Annotated in this window: 23 protein-coding genes and 1 pseudogene; 9 read left to right on the top strand and 15 right to left on the bottom strand. The window is 38.7% G+C overall.

Features of this window, described 5'->3' with window-relative positions; translation table 11 throughout:
* Window positions 1-90: 90 nt before the first annotated feature.
* The 3 genes from E0698_RS27615 to E0698_RS05925 all read right to left on the bottom strand — a co-directional run bounded on the left by E0698_RS27615 (window position 91) and on the right by E0698_RS05925 (window position 1,553).
* On the bottom strand, window positions 91-198 hold the full coding sequence (locus E0698_RS27615; protein WP_202894798.1) for a winged helix-turn-helix transcriptional regulator: 108 nt from the start codon (window positions 196-198) through the stop codon (window positions 91-93).
* A 265-nt stretch (window positions 199-463) separates the two neighbouring features.
* Complete coding sequence (locus tag E0698_RS27610) at window positions 464-616, bottom strand: S-layer homology domain-containing protein (protein ID WP_192511057.1); 153 nt, start codon at window positions 614-616, stop codon at window positions 464-466.
* Between the two features lie 40 nt (window positions 617-656).
* Entirely contained in the window at window positions 657-1,553 is an 897-nt protein-coding gene (locus E0698_RS05925) for a LysR family transcriptional regulator (RefSeq protein ID WP_192510922.1), read from the bottom strand.
* Window positions 1,554-1,688: 135 nt separating this feature from the next.
* Between E0698_RS05925 and E0698_RS05920 the strand changes: the two genes are divergently transcribed.
* Window positions 1,689-2,699: an alpha/beta fold hydrolase gene (locus E0698_RS05920; RefSeq protein ID WP_192510921.1), complete on the top strand. Its 1,011-nt coding sequence runs from the start codon at window positions 1,689-1,691 to the stop codon at window positions 2,697-2,699.
* 22 nt (window positions 2,700-2,721) lie between these two features.
* The gene (locus tag E0698_RS05915) at window positions 2,722-3,906 is read left to right on the top strand and encodes an MFS transporter (RefSeq protein ID WP_192510920.1); all 1,185 of its coding nucleotides are present in this window, start codon (window positions 2,722-2,724) and stop codon (window positions 3,904-3,906) included.
* Here E0698_RS05915 and E0698_RS27605 read toward each other — a convergent pair.
* The 3 genes from E0698_RS27605 to E0698_RS05905 all read right to left on the bottom strand — a co-directional run bounded on the left by E0698_RS27605 (window position 3,847) and on the right by E0698_RS05905 (window position 5,731).
* On the bottom strand, window positions 3,847-4,098 hold the full coding sequence (locus E0698_RS27605) for an NADPH-dependent FMN reductase (protein WP_443146900.1): 252 nt from the start codon (window positions 4,096-4,098) through the stop codon (window positions 3,847-3,849). The two genes, E0698_RS05915 and E0698_RS27605, sit on opposite strands and share 60 nt — an antisense overlap.
* Window positions 4,099-4,327: 229 nt before the next feature.
* Window positions 4,328-5,401 carry an ImmA/IrrE family metallo-endopeptidase gene (locus tag E0698_RS05910; protein ID WP_192510919.1) on the bottom strand — a complete coding sequence of 358 codons (1,074 nt, stop codon included), beginning with the start codon at window positions 5,399-5,401 and terminating at the stop codon, window positions 4,328-4,330.
* Window positions 5,402-5,416: 15 nt separating this feature from the next.
* Window positions 5,417-5,731, bottom strand: coding sequence for a type II toxin-antitoxin system RelE/ParE family toxin (locus tag E0698_RS05905; RefSeq protein WP_192510918.1), 315 nt, complete (start codon window positions 5,729-5,731; stop codon window positions 5,417-5,419).
* Window positions 5,732-5,860: 129 nt separating this feature from the next.
* On the opposite strand from E0698_RS05905, the gene E0698_RS05900 reads away from it, so the two are divergent.
* Window positions 5,861-6,667, top strand: coding sequence for a sce7726 family protein (locus tag E0698_RS05900; protein ID WP_192510917.1), 807 nt, complete (start codon window positions 5,861-5,863; stop codon window positions 6,665-6,667).
* A gap of 8 nt (window positions 6,668-6,675) precedes the next feature.
* Here the strand turns inward: E0698_RS05900 and E0698_RS05895 are convergent, their stop codons facing one another.
* The 3 genes and pseudogenes from E0698_RS05895 to E0698_RS05885 all read right to left on the bottom strand — a co-directional run bounded on the left by E0698_RS05895 (window position 6,676) and on the right by E0698_RS05885 (window position 9,964).
* Entirely contained in the window at window positions 6,676-7,755 is a 1,080-nt protein-coding gene (locus tag E0698_RS05895) for a beta family protein (RefSeq protein ID WP_192510916.1), read from the bottom strand.
* Window positions 7,756-8,297: 542 nt separating this feature from the next.
* Window positions 8,298-8,456, bottom strand: a pseudogene (locus E0698_RS05890) (lysozyme family protein); the annotation flags it as partial.
* A gap of 131 nt (window positions 8,457-8,587) precedes the next feature.
* Window positions 8,588-9,964 (bottom strand): PIN-like domain-containing protein, encoded by a 1,377-nt coding sequence (locus E0698_RS05885; protein WP_192510915.1) that lies wholly within the window; start codon window positions 9,962-9,964, stop codon window positions 8,588-8,590.
* Between the two features lie 705 nt (window positions 9,965-10,669).
* On the opposite strand from E0698_RS05885, the gene E0698_RS05880 reads away from it, so the two are divergent.
* Window positions 10,670-10,861, top strand: coding sequence for a hypothetical protein (locus E0698_RS05880; protein WP_192510914.1), 192 nt, complete (start codon window positions 10,670-10,672; stop codon window positions 10,859-10,861).
* Window positions 10,851-11,123: a hypothetical protein gene (locus tag E0698_RS05875; RefSeq protein ID WP_192510913.1), complete on the top strand. Its 273-nt coding sequence runs from the start codon at window positions 10,851-10,853 to the stop codon at window positions 11,121-11,123. The genes E0698_RS05880 and E0698_RS05875 overlap by 11 nt, the downstream gene beginning before the upstream one ends.
* Before the next feature lie 43 nt (window positions 11,124-11,166).
* Here the strand turns inward: E0698_RS05875 and E0698_RS05870 are convergent, their stop codons facing one another.
* The gene (locus E0698_RS05870; protein ID WP_192510912.1) at window positions 11,167-11,508 is read right to left on the bottom strand and encodes a helix-turn-helix domain-containing protein; all 342 of its coding nucleotides are present in this window, start codon (window positions 11,506-11,508) and stop codon (window positions 11,167-11,169) included.
* A gap of 137 nt (window positions 11,509-11,645) precedes the next feature.
* Between E0698_RS05870 and E0698_RS05865 the strand changes: the two genes are divergently transcribed.
* Genes E0698_RS05865 through E0698_RS05855 form a run of 3 tightly spaced genes read left to right on the top strand, consistent with a single transcriptional unit; the run spans window position 11,646 to window position 13,465 of the window.
* Complete coding sequence (locus E0698_RS05865; protein WP_192510911.1) at window positions 11,646-11,840, top strand: hypothetical protein; 195 nt, start codon at window positions 11,646-11,648, stop codon at window positions 11,838-11,840.
* Window positions 11,824-13,074 (top strand): ankyrin repeat domain-containing protein, encoded by a 1,251-nt coding sequence (locus tag E0698_RS05860; protein ID WP_192510910.1) that lies wholly within the window; start codon window positions 11,824-11,826, stop codon window positions 13,072-13,074. Before E0698_RS05865 ends, E0698_RS05860 begins: the two co-directional genes overlap by 17 nt.
* Before the next feature lie 16 nt (window positions 13,075-13,090).
* On the top strand, window positions 13,091-13,465 hold the full coding sequence (locus E0698_RS05855) for a hypothetical protein (RefSeq protein ID WP_192510909.1): 375 nt from the start codon (window positions 13,091-13,093) through the stop codon (window positions 13,463-13,465).
* A 164-nt stretch (window positions 13,466-13,629) separates the two neighbouring features.
* On the opposite strand, the gene E0698_RS27300 is transcribed toward E0698_RS05855, so the two are convergent.
* The 5 genes from E0698_RS27300 to E0698_RS05835 form a co-directional block, all read right to left on the bottom strand.
* The gene (locus tag E0698_RS27300) at window positions 13,630-13,758 is read right to left on the bottom strand and encodes a hypothetical protein (protein ID WP_273041349.1); all 129 of its coding nucleotides are present in this window, start codon (window positions 13,756-13,758) and stop codon (window positions 13,630-13,632) included.
* A gap of 89 nt (window positions 13,759-13,847) precedes the next feature.
* Window positions 13,848-15,191 carry a hypothetical protein gene (locus E0698_RS05850; RefSeq protein WP_192510908.1) on the bottom strand — a complete coding sequence of 448 codons (1,344 nt, stop codon included), beginning with the start codon at window positions 15,189-15,191 and terminating at the stop codon, window positions 13,848-13,850.
* A gap of 350 nt (window positions 15,192-15,541) precedes the next feature.
* The gene (locus E0698_RS05845; protein ID WP_192510907.1) at window positions 15,542-16,057 is read right to left on the bottom strand and encodes a hypothetical protein; all 516 of its coding nucleotides are present in this window, start codon (window positions 16,055-16,057) and stop codon (window positions 15,542-15,544) included.
* Window positions 16,058-16,345: 288 nt separating this feature from the next.
* On the bottom strand, window positions 16,346-16,603 hold the full coding sequence (locus tag E0698_RS05840; RefSeq protein WP_202894797.1) for a hypothetical protein: 258 nt from the start codon (window positions 16,601-16,603) through the stop codon (window positions 16,346-16,348).
* Between the two features lie 226 nt (window positions 16,604-16,829).
* Window positions 16,830-17,273 (bottom strand): hypothetical protein, encoded by a 444-nt coding sequence (locus E0698_RS05835; protein WP_192510906.1) that lies wholly within the window; start codon window positions 17,271-17,273, stop codon window positions 16,830-16,832.
* Window positions 17,274-17,684: 411 nt separating this feature from the next.
* On the opposite strand from E0698_RS05835, the gene E0698_RS05830 reads away from it, so the two are divergent.
* Window positions 17,685-18,641, top strand: a complete 957-nt coding sequence (locus E0698_RS05830; RefSeq protein WP_192510905.1) for a recombinase family protein — start codon at window positions 17,685-17,687, stop codon at window positions 18,639-18,641.
* Window positions 18,642-18,715: the final 74 nt, after the last annotated feature.

Genomic DNA, 18,715 nt, shown 5'->3' with positions numbered 1-18,715 from the left:
TTGGAAGCAAAACTAGCCGTTGCCAGTAGTTCGACTGGTTATTGCGTTCTTTTTCCCATTCATGCAACACTTCAAATATCGAACTCAGTGTCATTCATATTCCGTGATCTTATAACAGACTTTAGGCGGTATTTCTGAATATACCGTCCGTTCAACGAGACTGTCAGTAACCAATTCTTTCAACGCTTCTGACAGCACCTTATCCAGACGTGCAATGCAATATTCTCCCTATCTTCATGCTTTTTAGACATAAAATACAAAACCTCCATGAGTCTTTGCACCGAACTAGGTAGAATATATTTAAGTGCTTTTCATTGTGGGTAACGAATTTGCATTCCTATCACTTATGATACGGTTCAGCTTAACAGGTCTATCGGCGAAAAATCCAGTGCGACGAAACACTCTGTCGACATTTTAGCCGCATACAAAATAGCATATACCGTTTGACCAGTACCTGCCGAATTCAAGCGACTCTATTCTTATATTCTAAATCTAGCGAATGATCAAGACTGGCATTCAGCATGCGTAGGATCATGAGTAACGATTCAGATCTAGTCGCATTAGCGTTCGGTTTGAATAAACTGTCCAGCGTACCCTTTACGATCCCATGTCGGATAAAATATCATTCTAATTGCACACCTGTGCGCGAAATCTCTTTAGGTGTTATTTTTCAAAAATGTTTCTCTGGTCAAGCTCAAAAAGGCTTCGATTGCAGGCGAGATCCACTTCTCTTCATGCCAAAACATTTGGGTTGCAAACGATGTGGCGGTCAAATCCCACGGCAACGGAACCAGTTCTCCCCGATTCACTTCTCCTATCACGGCCATTTCAGGCAATATGGCAATGCCCATTCCTATTTTCGCACATTGTTTAATAGCCTCAGCACTGTTAAACTCCAATTCGGTAATTCCCCCCATGCCCCTCTGTGAAAGACTTCGATCAAAAAAAGTGCGATAGGAACATCCCTTCTCCGTCAACAAAAAGGTCTCGCCATGAAAATCTTCAATGGCCAATGCAGTATGTGCAGCCAAAGGATGATCTGGTGATACCAATAGATAAAAGGGCTCATCCAGCATTTTTTCACCGCAAAATCCTGTCTCGCCCTTGTCCTCATCCAGCATGAAAATAATGTCAGCGTCCCCTTCACGCAAGCTCTGTTTGAGGTTCGAATTAGCCAGCGGTCGAAACATTAACCGAATCCCTGGATAGCACAAACGAAACTGGCGCAATACAGCCGGCAGCCGGTACGTACACAACGTTTCATCGGCACTTATGACTACCGTACCCGTCAATTCGCCGGATTGCTTGACGGCATGTTGTGCTTCTTCAACCACACTCAATATGTTATCTGCATAGCGCAGGAACGTTCTCCCTGCATCGGTCAAAGTCACATTTTTACCCAATCTGTCCACCAACTTGACACCCAATTCTTCCTCTAAGGCCTTCATTTGCATCGTAACCGTTGAAGGGACATAGTTCTGCACTTCTGCAGCTCGGGTAAAGTTGAGTGTGGAAGCAAGCGTATAAAAGGTTTTTAATTGGCGCAATTCCATCGAGTTCCCGCTCCTTAATTCAAGAAAAATGAACGTTCTATTCATAAACGTTTCTTTGACTTAACAATAGCAGCATCGTAGAGTGATGACAAGGAAGGCAGTGCATACTTTTAGCTATGGAAGGGAGTTTTTTATATGAGAGATTATGAAATTTATGAACTAGGAGATGTTCTGCTGCAATCCGGTGACACTCTGCCAAATGCCATTCTCGCCTACAAAACATACGGCATGCTAAATGCAGCCAAAAATAATGTGATTGTATATCCCACCTGGTTTGCCGGCTTGCATACTGATAACGAATGGTTAATCGGACCTGGCAAGACACTGGATCCAGAAAAATATTTTATCATCGTCCCTAATATGTTGGGCAATGGACTCTCCTCCTCGCCAAGCAATACGCCATCGCCCTATCATCAAGCAAATTTCCCACTGATTTCGATTTATGATAATGTGCGACTGCAGCATCAACTGGTGAATCAAAAGTTTGGTATTGCAGAAATCGCCCTCGTTGTAGGTTGGTCACTAGGCGCTGTGCAGACCTTTCAGTGGGGGGCAAGCTATCCCGATATGGTAAAACGAATCGCTCCATTCGGCGGAACTGCCATGACCCGGCCACATGCAAAGGTTGTATTTGAAGGAATGATCGCTGCCCTTCAGGCTGATTCTGCTTGGAAAAATGGCTTTTACACGCAGAAACCCAAAACGGGATTGGCAGCCATGGGTCGAGTCTACGCAGCTTGGGGGTTCTCTCAGGCTTATTATCTAGAGCAGCTCTATCAGAAAGAGGGCTACCACACACTGGAGGAATATCTCGTCGATTACTGGGATCAAGTATTTTTGACCTTTGACGCTAATGACCTGATCACCATGTTACGTACCGGAATTACAGGTGACATTAGCGCTAATCCGACGTATAACGGCGATTTTGACCTTGCATTAAGCAGGATAACAGCACGGGCCCTGGTTATGCCGGGAAGTACAGACCTTTTCTTCCCTCCCCAGGATAGCAAAGTTGAAGCACGACATATACCAAATGCATTCTTCCTCCCGATTGAATCCAAGTGGGGGCATTGCGCAGGCATTGGACAGCATGAACCAGATTCCGTATTTATAGATAAAAGTCTAAAAAGTTTCTTGCTTGAATGAAACTGAGGAGGAGCGGATTAAATTGAAAAATAAATTGATTATATATATCCTAGCACTTGCTGTTTTTCTAATCGGAACCATTGAATACATTATTACAGGAGTCATTGAAATGATCGCCGTGGATTTGAGAGTATCTACTTCCGAAGCTGGTTTACTGGTGACTGTATTTGCTCTCGCAGCGGCCATTGTTGCTCCGATTCTGATTGCACTAACAATAAATATGGATCGCAAGAAGCTACTGATGGCTGCCCTCAGTGTGTTTATTACCAGCAACGGACTCATGCTTGTAAACCTTTCTTACGAAACATTACTATGGGTACGAATTATTCAAGGGGCTAGCGGAGGAATCGCTACCGTAGTAGCCATGGCAGTAGCGACACGACTCGTCGAAAAAGAAAGAAGGGGCAATGCCATCGGTATTATTTTAATGGGGCTCAGTAGTTCATTAGTTCTGGGTGTTCCAGCTGGCACATTTTTTAGCGAGATGTTTGGATGGAGAGTTTTGTTTATTTTGATCGGTATAATAAGCGTTCTTCCATTGTTTATCATCTATAAAAAGGTTCCTGCAATCAGAGAAGAAGAAGCTGTTACCCTCAGGATGCAGCTCTCTATTTTAAAGGATTCAAAAATTGTAACTGCCTTGGCTATTACTTTATTTTATATTGGTGGTTACTCTACGCTCTTTACTTATATTACACCTTTCTTGCAAGCCGCATCCTCTCTTTCCATAACCGAAATTAGCGGTGTTTTATTCCTAGCGGGAATTTGCAGCTTCATCGGATCCAAAGTGGGTGGACAATTGGCAGATACAAAGGGATCAAAATTCACAATTTGTATGGGACTCCTGTTACAGGGAGCAATGCTCCTTTTATTCACTCTAGCTGGTGTCAATATCATTGTATTAATCTTAGTTTTAATGATCTTTATGTTAGCAACCTGGAGCATTTCCCCTGCTCAGCAGCTATTTTTGGTCACTCTGGTACCTCGAAATCCAGACATTGCCCTGAGCGTAAATACTTCCTTCATCCAATTTGGTTTTGCGCTAGGATCTGGATTAGGCGGCCTTGTCATCAATCGTACCTCTGTTCTGAATTTAAATTGGGTAGGTCTGGCTGCTGTAAGCGTTGCATTACTTCTTGCCATCTTGCTATTCAAAAAAATGAGCAGTGGGATTGGAACGTCTACTGTTACTAAAGAAAAATATTAAATAGCTCCCTCTTTCTACAATCCCAGCATTCAAATACAAGTCATTTTTTAACACACCGGGCACGCCATTCCCATATTCCGATGTACATAAAAGTACATCATTTGCCTCCCTAAGCTGTGTCCGTAGTTCTCTTACCGAAGCAGGTCCTTCATCGGAATCGAGATCAGGGTTGAAATGCGGGAGATCGCCCAATCCTTTCCTTGGAAAAAAATTCGCCCTACAAATGATACGGTGAACCTTACCACAAGTAGGGCGAATTTTTCAGCCCCTCCATTAAGATATCTTGTGAGAGGTATGTAGGAGGACAGGTCACTTCAAGCAACAAAAAAATACATTCTTATGACTTAATTTCGAAATAAGAATGTATTCTTTAAGTTCTAATTTACAGTGATCCATTAGCATTTAATATGCAATGTCCACATTATCTGTTCTTTAAAAAATTTAATTTGTCAAACCCAATATAACCATCGTGTTGTAATCTTGCTACAACGATACCCGGAAGGACATTTTGAGTTTGTGCAAAAGCATATACACCTTGTTCGTCTAGTTTATTAGTATCAACGAAATTTTTATAGTCGGATTTGTCGATAAAAAAATCTCTAGCGAATTCATTTGCTTCTTCTTCTTTTGTATCTAATGTATGCTTTAACTCAGATAATTCGTCTTCAAAAGTAATAATTAGTCGATCAGGAGTATAGTGTTTTATAAGGTGACCAATTTCGTGCATCAGGGCGAACCATATATGATCATGAGTTTTAAATCTCCCACTAAGATAAATTGCGGGATGTTTTTTATATGTTGTGAGGGCACCTCGAACTTTACTATTATCAATTGCATTAATGAACACTAGATAAATACCAAGACGATTTAATAATTTCCTAGTACTTTTTAATGAGCTTTCATAATCAGAATTTAAAGCAAGGAGTTTAAACTTGTCTAAGGATTTCATAAGTACTTCTTTGCTATAATTGGTATCTGATAAGTCTTTATTCTGAATTTCAACTTCTTCTCTAGCTAGATTAAGCCAAATAGCAATTGATTCTTTTTCTCCACCATCTTCCATAAAGTCCACATTCAGATTAGAATAAGTTGTATCAAATTGTTCAAAACTTGAAATTCCAAGAAGTTTCATCATTTCCTTCGCCTGCCTTGTTAGATCCCAGTCTAAGCCACCAAATACAGTGTTAAACTTGAATCTTCTTGCATAGCTTTTTAACTCATCAATGGCATACGATTGAAATCCAATTTCTCTCCTATTTAGAAACTCACTATACTTATTATCATAGTTCAACCAGTAGGAAGCCGGGATACCATTAATAACCTCTTCTAACTTATTGGCTACTTCTTCAGTAATCATATTTTTTCCGTTCAGTAAGTTATTGAAATATTCTTCACTTATTCCGATTTGTTTGCAACATTCTTTCGTACTAACTCCGATATCATCCAAATACTCTTTAATGATTGAACCTGTGTGTACAATAAATTCGTCACCCATTGCTAGGCCTCCTTTCTAATGATAATCTTCGACGGTTATTATTTCTACATTACGAATTGTTTTTAAGTCGGTCGACTCCCAGTCTCCAATAGGCCTTAGTACAATGCGATAATTTTTAGAGACGTCAATTCCCCAGCAATCATTATAATCTCCACTTAGTTTATGCCGATTGGGTGGAGGAACGTGCGGAATTTCATCTAAATTGTTTGCAGCCCTTAATTCAGACATCCTGTTGATCAACTTTTTATAGAATGCCGTGTATTCCCGCTTTATCAAGCGTTCATTGGTTAGTACTTTTTCAAGCTTAGTACTCGTATAAGAAATGTTCATCTGTATTCCCCTTTTACATAAAAATAAACCGGAAAAATGATGATACGTTAATGTATCAGGTGAATTTATGAAGTGTGGACTAACAATTGAAATAATTTTATAATTACTATAAGAATGGAGTGTAGCATTATGTCTAAGAAAAATAACTATTTTGAATATGCAAAATTATTATCAAATCAGTATTCAACATTCCTCAGCAACGCATCTGTTGAACATAAAGTATTAGAGATATTTGATGGTCAGTTGCCTAGTCAGTTTGATGATGACTTAACAATTAGGGAATCTTTAAACAAATTTCTTCTACATCATTATCCGAATGAGACTACTATTAAATCAACATTCATAAACAATGTTCTTTTGAAGACAAATAACCACGTTTCAATATTCGAATTAAATGTTGGTAAAAGCAGGCTTGATTTGTGTAAAATAAACGGAATTAGTAAAGCCTATGAGATAAAGACCGATTTAGATACTCCTAGAAGATTAAATCAGCAAATGACTGATTATTTCCAAGTTTTCGATGAAGTATACCTCATATGCTCGGAGAAAAATCTAAATATCATGCTGCCTCATCTTCAAAAAGAATGTGGTGTTTATACCTATAACGTAACCAAAAAAGGTAGATACATTTTCAAAAAATATCGCCAAGCAAGCACTTCAAATTATATTTCTTCCTTAGCTCAGTTGTCTGCTTTGACAAAAAAAGATTTATTTTCATTCTTTAAATGTCCTCATTTAGAGACCAAAGATGCAATGATCAACTTCATAATTAACAATAAAACAGATAAAGAAATAAATAAATTATTTAAGCTTTGCTTAAAAAACAAATTCCGAGAAAATTGGGGTTTTTTAGTTGATAATAATTCAGATATTTTAGAGATCGATTACCAATGGTTCTTCAAGAATCTATTATCTCCGAAAATAGTATACCTGTGAAGAGTATACTACTTTCGGGACTGCTGATGAATATATCTAGATAAAGTAATATTGTTCCATGTCGCCCAAGATCCAAACTTGATTCTCATATCCTTTATTCTTTTTATAACTACACAGTTGTCTTCCTTATCAAGAAAATCTAATCTCTTGAGAATTTCAGTTCTCACATAATTATATCCGGAAACACCCATATTGGTGTCATTGTTAACAATTGAATAGAAGGCATTTTCTTCTTTTACGAAAAGTAGTCCTAAGGCTGCTCCCTTCCCATTTCCTCCAGAATTTGAGGGCAAATCATCCTTCAATCCGCCAAAGTCCCCAAAACCTTGGAAACCGTAATTTTTATAGAGGACAGCTACTTTATTATCAATTTTGTTTGTATAGTCTAAATTCTCGTAGTCACCATTCTTGTAACTCCGTGATCTCGGGGAATTAAGGAGGATTTTACTTGCTTTGGTCTCCATTTCTTGGAACTCTTCTAATTCGATAAACTTAGAATCAACGCGCTGACTTCTAATATCTAACATCAGATAGTCTTCCCTCGTTAAATTAACTTCTAATAATTCTAAATAATCCTCTATAAAATTGTCTGTTATTCTTATTGCTATTGAGGGGTTTTCCTTCCTTAGCTCATTTATAAATTCAAGTAATTCCCTTTCACTCACCTTAAAACCATTTTTTATAGAAACTACAGGAATCAAGTTCTTGAAATGTCCTATCTGAAGGACACGTTGCTTGTAGTAAGTATAGTCCCTGCTTAATTTAAACGATAACTCCATGCCTTTAAATCCTTTATTATCGTATTCTTTCTCACTAAATCTAAAGAAGTCAACGAAGGCTTTCTTTCCCTTAAGTCGTTCCTCAATACCTCTTAAAGTGATAATATCTTCTTCGTATGGTTCTAGTTTTATTTTTGATCTATTTTTATTTCCTGGTTTCTTTTCAAAAATATATTCACCAGTAACTTCATCAGTTTTATAGCGAATCAAATACTCATCCTTGATAACTTCTATTATAGGGGTGATTGAATCCCCAAAGTAATTATTCATATCTTTAAGTACTCTTAACTCTTCATCTCGGTTTTTCATGATAGGACAGTACATAAATTTATCCTCCTACGGAATAATTAACTATCACCTTTTCACCCTTATATTCAATATCTATAGTACATTCAATTCTAATTAGAATTTCCGATAGAAACCCTTACGTAAACAAAACTAAAGAACTAATGGTAACACAACATTTTTTATGTCTATTATCCCATTTTTGTGTTTATACTGAGAATCCTTAGTCTAATACTACCACAAAACAAGAAATTATATGCAGAGAATTACATCATCACAGGAATCAACAGTGTTGACATAAGCATGTTCAACTCAATGTTTGACATTATGTATTACCTGATTATTTTCTATTTTCGAAGCGCTTTAAGAAAATTGAAGTATTACACTTGTAATCATCTTTAATCTATCAATTGGAGAACTAATGTATTTATTGAGGTATTGAGGATAGGATGAATTCAAACGAATTTTCGACAAAATTGAGTTTAGATAATCAGGAAATTGAGTTGGGTTTCCTTTCTTATTTCAACATGACTTATAACTAATGACTATAAAATTTGTAATAAACCAAATTTCATTTTTATATCATACTTTTGAATACTAGATTTGTACACGGCGGCAAAATGCTGAATACCTACCTTAATGGAATATTCAGGATCACTTATGGTATTGGGTGGTAACCCGAGTGATTCAGAGCCTTGAATCACGTCTAAATGTGTGCCGCCGGACTACTGCATACAAATAATTTCGCCCTACTTGTGGTACGGTTCACCCCGTTGGGTGTTTCGGCAACGGGAAAAAGCCGCTCATATAAAAGCGACTTCTTTAGCAAATATGAACCTCTATGTTTTTGGAACATTTAGTGCCGATCATCATCTGGATCATAATCATCATAGCCTGAATCCTCGTAATAATCGTCATCTTGTTCTGGTTCATCAGGCTCATAGTCATCGCAATCTGGCTCTTGTACTTCTTCCTCATCTTCTTCACGTGGATCACTGGCTTCTTCAACATCGATATTATCAAAATCAATTGCTCCTAAATCAACCTTAATAGTTTTATAATTAGTCTCATTTTCTCCTTGCTCTACTTCGATATTGAATTGTAAGGTCATATTAACTGTTGCAGAACCAGAGAATTCAAAATCTTCTCCATCTGAATGTATTACATAATCATAATAACATTGAAAACTAACACTAGCTTCCGCAAGCATACAATCTTCTTCTTCGTCTTCATAAGAAATAGCATTTATATCTATAGATTCGATTGTATCAAGCCTTATATAATCAGCATCGGCATAGCTCTTCAATTCATCATTCAACTCGTCTTCAATGTGAGAGCGCAAATCGCTATTCATTTTTATCTCAATAGCATTAACAAGCTCTTCATCTTTTTCTAAATTATCTAGCAAAAAACTTAGATCTTTATTAAAACATAAAGATCCATGCCTAATTAAATCCTCTAACAAGATTATATCAAACTCGCTTCCTGGACACTCTCTTTTTACCTCTTGTTTAAGCTCTGTTCGAACCATTCCAGTATTTTGATCGAACCAGTCCGACTTACCATCTCGAGTTATAAACATAAAAGATCTTTTTTTCGATTTTGGTAAGTACTTGAGAATCTGTTTCCATATTATTAAATCCCCATATTTATTCACCTTTTTATTCTTATCTTTATCTCCAGGAGGAATATTTTTTTCATATCGATCTACTCCTTCTACTTCTATAGCTTTAATTTCATTTTCTGAGAATCCTTCTCCTACATTAGAGAAAATTTGTTTATAAAACAACCCTATAATTCCAGATTTTATAAATTCTCTATTTGTTTCACTTAATTGCGAACCTTTTTGACTGAATTCTTGTAATGTTTCAATAAACATTCTATCAATGTTTAAGTTAAACAAGACTTCTGAAAGTAAGGAGAAGCCTGAACTTTCTAATTTTGACCTTTCAGAATCAATACTATTTTTTAGTCGAGTTATACTTTCATTTAGGTTTTTTTGGAAACCTTTTATACTACTCATTCCAGTAAGGCTGTCTTTTTTATTGTTAGTTTCAAATTCTTCTTTTACCTTTTGTGGAATCCAAATGCTATCTTTTTTAAACATAAATATATCAATTAATTCTTTTGCATACTCTGAGTGACATTGTCTCAAAAATAACAAGGTACTTGTATCTAATGCAATTTCCGAATTGTCCCAATGGTATTTAAGCCGCTCTTCATTAATTCTCATTCATCCTAACACCTCTTTTACTTAAATATTTATCTTAGGATATCACACAAGCAAGTTACTAAGAAGTGACTTTGACTTTGCCCCTTTACTTTTTTTGATTTCAATAAAAAATAAACCCTAGAGCCTTTGATCCAAAAACCAGCTCTAGGGAGGTGAAAAAATGACCGCTAATATGGATGCTTACGAAAAGCTTGTCAAACGTGTCTGGACCTGCGAGGAGACCAGCAATACAATCTTGTATCTGCTCTTCCAACGTGGAAATGCGATCATCCTCTAGACTTGTCGGGAGATTCTGGCGGCGATGCAGCAGTTCCGCGAGAATCCCCAGAACGACTTCATTAATTTTCGCTTGGAGAAGTCGATGATTTCCTATCAGAATGCTGAGCAACAACGTGGAAGGGAGACCGTCGAAGGGTAAGAGGACCCGATGCCCCACCGCCTATTTATTCTAGCTCTCTTCCCACCCAAATACCGTCTGCATCACCTTAAGCGCTATTGTATGATCTGATGAGGGACGTTCGGTTAGCAGGGGGTGAATTTTGGCCAGTTCGTCGTCGGTTCACGCTCCCGATAGTAAAAGAGAACAGGAAAAGCGACCCGACGATATGGTGTTTACATGGCTAAGAAGCCCTGACCAATACTTTTCTCTAGCTTTGATTGGGAAGCGATGCAGAACATATCTCTACCGCTATGATTTACTTCTTTATGGAGTCCGATACGGATCTTATGTATACACGCACAGCACTGTTGGCTCTTTTTGCAAACGAAAACGACTGGTCGGATGAAAATCTTACAGATCAAGCAACGGCTTGGATCGTCCAATGTATCAATGCTACTCCAGCCGGAAACATGTCTGAAATTGGATTAGGTCAGGGAGGTGAGAAAAATGTCCGATAACATGGAGATTAACGAGCAATTTGTTCTGGAAGAAGATGAACTGGTTAAGCGTATTTTTACATGCACCGAAACATCAGCTATGGTATTGTACCTGTTTTACGAGAAGGGCCAAACGTTGGATGCCAAGACGGTCGAGGATATACTGAGTTCCATCCACAATATACAGCAGGACTTGGAGACGGAATTGCTGCATCTAAGAATCGAAAAGACCATAGTAGCTACACGCAACAAAAAAGAATTCAAATCCAAAAAGAAGGATTAAGAACCCAAAGCAACAACAAAGCCTCAATCGACTGGATTGAGGGCTAGTTGTATTTGGACAGTTCCCAATTGAATATGTTCTTTATAACGTGTAAAACCATAGCCTTATCCTGCTCGGAACGGGAAGATAACAGTTCATTGATCTGTCCCAGTTCATCCTGTTGCTCTGCCGGGTCAATGTAACGGAACAAATGCTCCATAGATATGCCCAAGCCAACTACGATTTTTTCCAGACTTTCAATGGTCACATTCTTTTCGCCACGTTCCACCTGACCAATGTAATTGGTATGTAGGCCTGACAGTTCCCCAAGCTCTTCTTGGCTTAACTGCTTTTCTTTTCGAATCTGACGGATACGATCTCCAAGTTTTATAATAAGCTCTGACATATAATGAAACCACCTCAACACAAGCTTATAGGAGGCAATCACTTTACTTAACACACTATAAATGTTACTTGACCTAATAAAAACATTTAATGATAATATAATTAGGTAAAACCAACTAATCTAGGGGGATGAAAAGTATGAGCCAACCGAATGGAGAAGAATTGGACCATAAAACTTATATTATGATTAACCACTCCAATGGAGCCAGAATTGAATGTACCCAAAAGCTTTTGTTCAAGTGGATTGCCAAAGGCTTTGAAATTGAAGAAATTCGAGGGATAAACTTGCACCCTTTGCACAGCGAAGGGGAGAAGCATGACAAAGATAAATAGACTGGTAATTTTGGTATTAGCATTGTCTATTACGGGGTGTAATACAGCTCATGTTACTTCATCTGCTCCCACTTCTACACCTGCATCAGCCGATACAGTTTCCGATACAAATGAGATTCTAAAAGGAATTACGATTAGTGACTATTTCCCTAAAGATACCACCTACACAAGAACATATCATAGCATGATCGGTACAAATGGAAAGGCGCTTTACTCCACTACAGAATATACAGAATTCATCGGTTCGAACGAAGACTCGGAAAAGTACATTATTCATATGTCGGATACAGAAATATCAAGTCATAAAGCTTCTGGTAAACATGCCATTGAATATACAGTCAGCAAAAATTTGATTCAACGCAATCATGGAATTTTCCTGTCCAACGAACGAGAGTGGAAGAACCAAGATAGTGTATTTCAAATTACAGGAACAGGTATTAACATGTCTACAAAAGCGGGTTCCTTTTCAAACTGCATCGAGGTGACGGAACAAGTATATAGCGAGGGGAAAGTTTTTGGGGCTAAGAAATCATACTATGCGCCTAATGTAGGACTAATCTTTTCCAAAATGAAGGCAGACTCTGATAACTACGTCCCTTATGAAGAGTTGGTATCAAACACAAACTCGCAACCTGTACCGAATAAATCATCTAAAGAAATTAGCACAAACATACAGCCGGGATATCAAATTCAAAACTCACCTGCGAAATCCGCACCTCCTAGTGAAGACGAAGCAGAGTCCAGCCAAAATCCCCCTCTCATTAATGCCGCTATTACAGGGGATGTGTCGATCATTCAATCACTGCTTGCACAGGGAGACGATCCAAACGGGACTAACGTCTTAAACATTACTCCACTTATGGAAGCTGCAAGAAATGGGCATTTACAAGCAGTCCAAACTCTTTTGAACGCACATGCTGATATTAATCTGCCTGCTGCCAATGGGGAAACGGCTCTGATGTGGGCTGTCGATGGAGGATTTAAAGATATTGTTGATATGCTCTTACAGCATGGAGCTAACCCGGATGTTCAAGGCGAATTTTATCGAACCGCTTTAATGTCGGCGGCAAAGAATGGCTTCACGGACATTGTAGCTGCCCTTTTAAAGGCCCATGCAGACCCAACATTGCAAGATGATTCTGAGGATGGCAAACACACAGCCCTACAATATGCAGTACAGGCAGGCCACAAGGATATTGTTAAATTGCTCAAAAATGCTAAGGACAAAAAATAACAAGTGGAGGTTCGCTATGTCTGATCCATCCGACTTTTTACAAAAGAAACGCCAAGCTCAACAATCTACAAGTGCAGATCATCATTATGGAACTGAGGTTCAAAAAGATATTCAAGCTTTGCAAGAATCTCTTCGGAAGTCGGATGGGCTGGAGGTTTCATCTCAACAGGCCCTACAAATTGCTGCCGACTTCTACAGAAAATATCCTGCCTTAATGGAGTACGTAGGAAGCAATGAGTACCTTTTCAGACACCGTAAAGTACAACTCAGTAAGGAAGCCAAGCCAATCAAAAAACTAGTCCCTACGGTTCAACGACAAATTACCAGCAAAGAAGGTCTTGAACCCCAAACAGAGTCTGATTATGACTTCCATAAAGATGTCCTAGAATAAATCACAGTCGATATAGACTCCTCACCCCTTTTTCCAACTTATCATTAAATAGACCATTCTCCGTCCGAGCTTGTTAATCAAGGTTTGTCTCTCACCTGCCAGTTCGAACGGAGATTTTGCATACACGATGCTACTGATGAAATCGGAAAGGGAATGAACCCTCGTCAACTTTGTTTTAACGACTGATCATCCTCATCAGACCTAGAGTTTGGCTTCTGCATTTCCTCCAACAAAATATCAGCCAACAGGCTAACAATGATGTTGTACGCTGCTTGATTTTCATTAGTATTCAAAGTGCTACCTCCTTACTCGCTATATATTAATAAAGCGAGTAAGGGCAAAGTTTACTCCTAAATTGGCCTTTTTGTTGAAATAGGTGAATTTAAGCGTTTTTTAAGTAGTCTTCTACTGCTTCTCTCCACTCAACTAATTGACCCAACAATTTTGTGTTCGATTCAACTTGACGAAATATTCCTTGATACTGTCTATATGTCTCATTCCACTTAGATTCATCATGATTAGAAAACCATTCTCTAAACTCGGAATGTGTCCAAAGATAGTAAGGGGAATAAGATTCCCAGTCTTGGCGCAATCTTGCCTGAGCATAATCATTTTTGAACTCAGGTGCATCTGAAATTCCCGATGTTCGTTCCTTTATAGCTTCTACGCCTTGCACAATCTCATAATACATATTTTCCTGTTTAGATCGTTTCTCCTTGGACATCAGACGCTTTAAAATCCGCCCCATTTCTTCATATTCCTCTTCTTTTTCTATATTTTCAGTATCACCGTTAGATGGGCCCTCTTCGCTGTTTTCTTGGCGCTTCTCAAGAAATGGTTGAGCATCTCGAATCTGACCAAAGGGTATATCTAATGTCCCAATAGCCGGCTTATACAAACGTTTGATTTGATAAATGCCTTTTTCCAGTTTCCAAGTAATTAGCTGCTGATCTGTCAAATCATTAAGGTATTCTTCCAATCTGGTTATCGCCCTTGGATGGTTTCGGTCATCTTTGCTATTAATCAGACTTAATAACTTGTCCTGACGTCGATAAAAATAATGGTTAGGCATTGACATAACGGTATAAAACAGGTTTTTAGCTCCGTTATTCAATTGAGCATATGGAAAATGTCTAATTACTATAAAGTTACCACATCGTACATTGTGCATAAAATATCTTCCCCAACCTGTGCTAAACAACAAAGCATACTCATTTACTCTTTTTCCACTGTCCGAATTGCCAATTCCCAGCTCAAATAAATGACCCTCAATGGAGCAAGAGCGGGAACCTTTTTCGTTCCTCACATGATATTGAGCTTTGATCTTAAGCTCCTCCAGCTTTTGCAGAGAATGGGTGATCTGACGGGTGGGCAAATCATGTCTGGACATCTGCAATAGTTCACGAATACGACCGGGTGTGATCAAGATCAGCAACTCCTCATCCTCTGGAAGCCCATTTTTTGCATTTACAGAATCATAGCCGTCTTCAAATACATAATGAGTAATCACTGCCCGCAAAATGTCCAAATCGCTTTGAGTTATATCCTCAAATGTCCCGTCCACTGCTGGACGATATAAGGTAACCTTTGATTTATCAACTGCCTGATATTCATTAACTGGAGGCAACGTTCCACGTGATGGCCTTCCCCGTAACCCACAGATACAAAGCGTGTCCAATGCACGTTCACTGTACAGTACCCATGACGAATTCTCTTCTTCCTGCATGATTTTCCTCCAATCGACATGATTAAAAAACACTCAATCCCCTCTCGCTTAACGTACTCTTTTTCCGTTTATTGAAATTAAGCGGAAAAGCGAGTATATTAAGCGGATTATAGAGGGAATTGAGCGGAACGAAGAGGAAGTTAAGCGAACTTTCCCCTCAATAGATATACTGACGGGGCTCATGTTGACAGCCAAAAGAATTTAAAAAGAAACCTAAAAGAATATTTAAAAGAAATACTCAATACTCTTTGATACCCTGTATCTGCCGTTTCACGGCAGGGAGGGGCTGGCGCCCCTCTACATTTCAATATAGCCTGTTATACTAGGACAGTTTAAATCTTGAGGCCCTATTAGTCCTCGGCACGTTTTATTCCCATAGTACTATGCCAGTTATCTAAATCTTTATATAAATGCATATGATCTGGTTCTCCTTCGCCTAAATATACGCCACTTATTGGAATTGCGGATTTTGCATATTCCCCGGGTATCTCCCCAATAGGGAGAGCCTGCCCGTAAAATCCTCCGCTCATCTGCATACTATAACTTTCAGTAATCCATCTTATTCTATCCACGCAATACTCCTCAACAATATCAATCATCAACTGGTTATCTAACCATGCCAAATAATACTCGCTATAAGGTTGATTTATATATATGGCACTCTCGGATTTAGGTAATTCATTTTTATATAAACGTGCGTTATTAGACCACGCCAACCCTACATAACTGAGTTTTACAGGTACAGGCAATATAGGACTCAATGGTCCGTGCCCCCACTCTTCACCTGGTAATTGCTGTTTCCACTGTTTGAATGGTAGATCAAAGCAGATCCATGTATTTGAAGGTAAATTAATAGTATTTTTCACTTGAAGTCCTCCCCAAAATTAAATTACAATAGCTTATACACAGTAGCAGCATCGTCATGCTTGCAGTCCACATCAGTTATCCTCCGGAAGACATCCTTATTATTACACACTTCCAAAACCAGCATCTGGCTCAAATAAGCCGTATTTAGCCAAATAACGCCTTCTAGCTAAATTAGCTCCATAAGTCTATATGAAGAACTGCTAACTTTCCTATACACCTCTTAGGAATATCTATAAAATTGATTCTAAATACCCACAAATATCATTAAAAATGATTCTTGTAGACTACTAAATTCCCTTAAAATCCTCAACTTTCTCTTCTATAATCTGTATTTTCTTCTCTAGTTCCCCTACTTCAATTGCCTTTAACATGATATTTGCCAAATATCCAATCGCGTTGGCGCTCTTGCTATCAATCTCATTATTCCGCAAATCATTGATGATGCTATTCAAAAGACGTTTCACATCTCCGGCATCCTGTACATGAATATTCCGCTTCTTTGCCTTTTTCCCGTTCTGAACAGGCATACGCACTAAGTTATCCATAGCCGTCTCTCCTATCGCATTATATATGTCACGCCACAAAATAAATATTCTAGGTAAGCTTCCTCAATTGAATAAGTATATTCATTTTCAAAATTAAAACCTTCTCTGGATTGAGGGCGAGAGCAGGTGAGGGGTGTCAATTAGTTGCTTTTCATCTCTTTCGTATGATTCCTCCAACAATTGGCCTATGAAAATTCCTAGCAGAAAAGCTCCAAAATCGCATTTTTTATCCCCGATCATTTTCAGCTTCTTCTGTTCCCTGATCGCTGAATTGCCTCCATTTGATCTCCAGACAGTAAAACTCCATCGCTAATTCAGGACTACCCTTTAAAATAAATTCCTTATAGATTGCTATTTCATCGACTGGTGGTACACCCACTTCATCCAACAAATAATGCAAATAGGCAAGCACAATATCAGGATATATGTGACAAGCATACTGTCCTTCCGAAATATAAGTCATCGGATAATCGGCATTGATTTCTTCATACTCTAAAAAGACCATAAGCCGTTGCCGAGAAGCCTTGTTATCCAGTGGGAAATGCCCAAGCACATCCTCAAGGTCATATTGCAGCCACGAAATCTTTCTCCGAATCTCTTCAAACTGTTTCTGCTCAATTTGATCAATCCCTTGTTGTATCTTTCTTAGCTTGGAGCGAATATTTGCCATGCTTAATCCTCCTCACTATTTGTCGAAATCGTTGTGCTGACCCATACGCCAAGTAGATATAAGACCAACCCATGTAGTCTTTCACATACATAAAAGTTAGATATCCTCTTGAATCCCTAAATATCCGTTTTTGCCCTCTATAATGGCCCATACTTAAATCCCCCCATTTTGCTTAGTACTCTTAAAAATCCGGTCACGGCAAACATTTTTCAATTCCCACTTTTCCTAACCCAGAGGATGGCATTCTCACACTCCGTCCCTAATCCTTTAGGGGTCAACTTTTAATTTCTCAGTTCTTTATATGTAGAAAGCCATTTCAACACGGGTTTGAGATCAAAACCGTTTCTCGAAAAAATGGTTTTTCAAAAGGGCTTCTCCTTCATTGGAGATAAGCATACAGGGGGAATTGACGTGGAAGTTAAAACGATTGCCATATATGTACGCGTAAGTACCGAGGAACAAGCAGAAGAGGGGTTTTCTATCCAAGCCCAGTTGGAAACATTGCGTCAGTATGCGAAAAAAGAGGGCTACCACATCTATAAAGAATACAAAGACGAAGGCATTTCAGGCAAAGCTGTGGATAACCGCCCTGGTCTGAAACAAATGCGTGAAGACGCCAAAAAAGGCTTGTTCCAACAGGTAACTGTATGGAAGATCAATCGCGTATCCCGTAAGCAATTGGACCTGTTAATGATTGTAGATGAGCTTAAAAAACACGGGGTTGCTTTCCGTAGCTACACGGAGCAATTTGAAACGGAAACCCCGATGGGGCAATTTGCACTGCAAATGATGGGTGCTGTAGCTGAACTGGAACGCAATCAGATCGTGGACAATGTCAAAATGGGCATGAAGCAACGAGCCAGACAGGGGAAATGGAATGGCGGTGTTGTGCTTGGTTATGACGTTGTGGAAGTGAAGGGAAGTACCCAGCGTAAGCGGAAAGAGACTAAATTAGCTGTGAATGAAAAGGAAGCCAACTTAGTACGCCGTATTTTTGAGTATTATGCCAATGGTAAAGGTTTAAAAGCTATCACCAATGAATTGAACCATCTGGGATACAAAAGCAAGCATGGTAGACCTTTTAGTGTAAATACGATTAAGACGATTTTATCCAATCCTCTGTACACAGGGAAAATACGATTTAATAAGCAAGAAGACTGGAATATAAAAAGACGTAAGGGAACTAATCCAACACCTATTCTGGTCGAAGGAGAACATGTGGCGATCATCACAGATGAGCTGTGGGAGCAAGTACAAAGTAGATATGGCACAGTTAATAAGTATCATAACCGTGTGTTCTTTGGCAGTTTTCCTTTTACGGGTGTCCTGCGCTGCCCTCAATGTGGACATGGCATGGTATCTCAATGATGCTAGACTAAAAAGTGGACATCGAGAATCGAGAATGCGAGAATAAAATCAAATTCATTCGAGGTGCGTCCCTA

The organism is Paenibacillus sp. 23TSA30-6 (assembly GCF_014858585.1).
Taxonomy (GTDB): Bacteria; Bacillota; Bacilli; order Paenibacillales; family Paenibacillaceae; genus Paenibacillus.
The sequence above is the reverse complement of the archived record's forward strand: the minus strand, read 5'-3'. Positions and strand labels throughout refer to the sequence as shown.

Excerpts from the sequence above, each read along its gene's own strand:
- E0698_RS05925 (WP_192510922.1), bottom strand. The coding sequence starts at position 1,553 with ATGGAATTGCGCCAATTAAAAACCTTTTATACGCTTGCTTCCACACTC.
- E0698_RS05920 (WP_192510921.1), top strand. The coding sequence starts at position 1,689 with ATGAGAGATTATGAAATTTATGAACTAGGAGATGTTCTGCTGCAATCC.
- E0698_RS05910 (WP_192510919.1), bottom strand. The coding sequence starts at position 5,401 with ATGGGTGACGAATTTATTGTACACACAGGTTCAATCATTAAAGAGTAT.
- E0698_RS05905 (WP_192510918.1), bottom strand. The coding sequence starts at position 5,731 with ATGAACATTTCTTATACGAGTACTAAGCTTGAAAAAGTACTAACCAAT.
- E0698_RS05900 (WP_192510917.1), top strand. The coding sequence starts at position 5,861 with ATGTCTAAGAAAAATAACTATTTTGAATATGCAAAATTATTATCAAAT.
- E0698_RS05895 (WP_192510916.1), bottom strand. The coding sequence starts at position 7,755 with ATGAAAAACCGAGATGAAGAGTTAAGAGTACTTAAAGATATGAATAAT.
- E0698_RS05885 (WP_192510915.1), bottom strand. The coding sequence starts at position 9,964 with ATGAGAATTAATGAAGAGCGGCTTAAATACCATTGGGACAATTCGGAA.
- E0698_RS05880 (WP_192510914.1), top strand. The coding sequence starts at position 10,670 with ATGGAGTCCGATACGGATCTTATGTATACACGCACAGCACTGTTGGCT.
- E0698_RS05875 (WP_192510913.1), top strand. The coding sequence starts at position 10,851 with ATGTCCGATAACATGGAGATTAACGAGCAATTTGTTCTGGAAGAAGAT.
- E0698_RS05870 (WP_192510912.1), bottom strand. The coding sequence starts at position 11,508 with ATGTCAGAGCTTATTATAAAACTTGGAGATCGTATCCGTCAGATTCGA.
- E0698_RS05865 (WP_192510911.1), top strand. The coding sequence starts at position 11,646 with ATGAGCCAACCGAATGGAGAAGAATTGGACCATAAAACTTATATTATG.
- E0698_RS05860 (WP_192510910.1), top strand. The coding sequence starts at position 11,824 with ATGACAAAGATAAATAGACTGGTAATTTTGGTATTAGCATTGTCTATT.
- E0698_RS05855 (WP_192510909.1), top strand. The coding sequence starts at position 13,091 with ATGTCTGATCCATCCGACTTTTTACAAAAGAAACGCCAAGCTCAACAA.
- E0698_RS05850 (WP_192510908.1), bottom strand. The coding sequence starts at position 15,191 with ATGCAGGAAGAAGAGAATTCGTCATGGGTACTGTACAGTGAACGTGCA.
- E0698_RS05840 (WP_202894797.1), bottom strand. The coding sequence starts at position 16,603 with ATGGATAACTTAGTGCGTATGCCTGTTCAGAACGGGAAAAAGGCAAAG.
- E0698_RS05835 (WP_192510906.1), bottom strand. The coding sequence starts at position 17,273 with ATGGCAAATATTCGCTCCAAGCTAAGAAAGATACAACAAGGGATTGAT.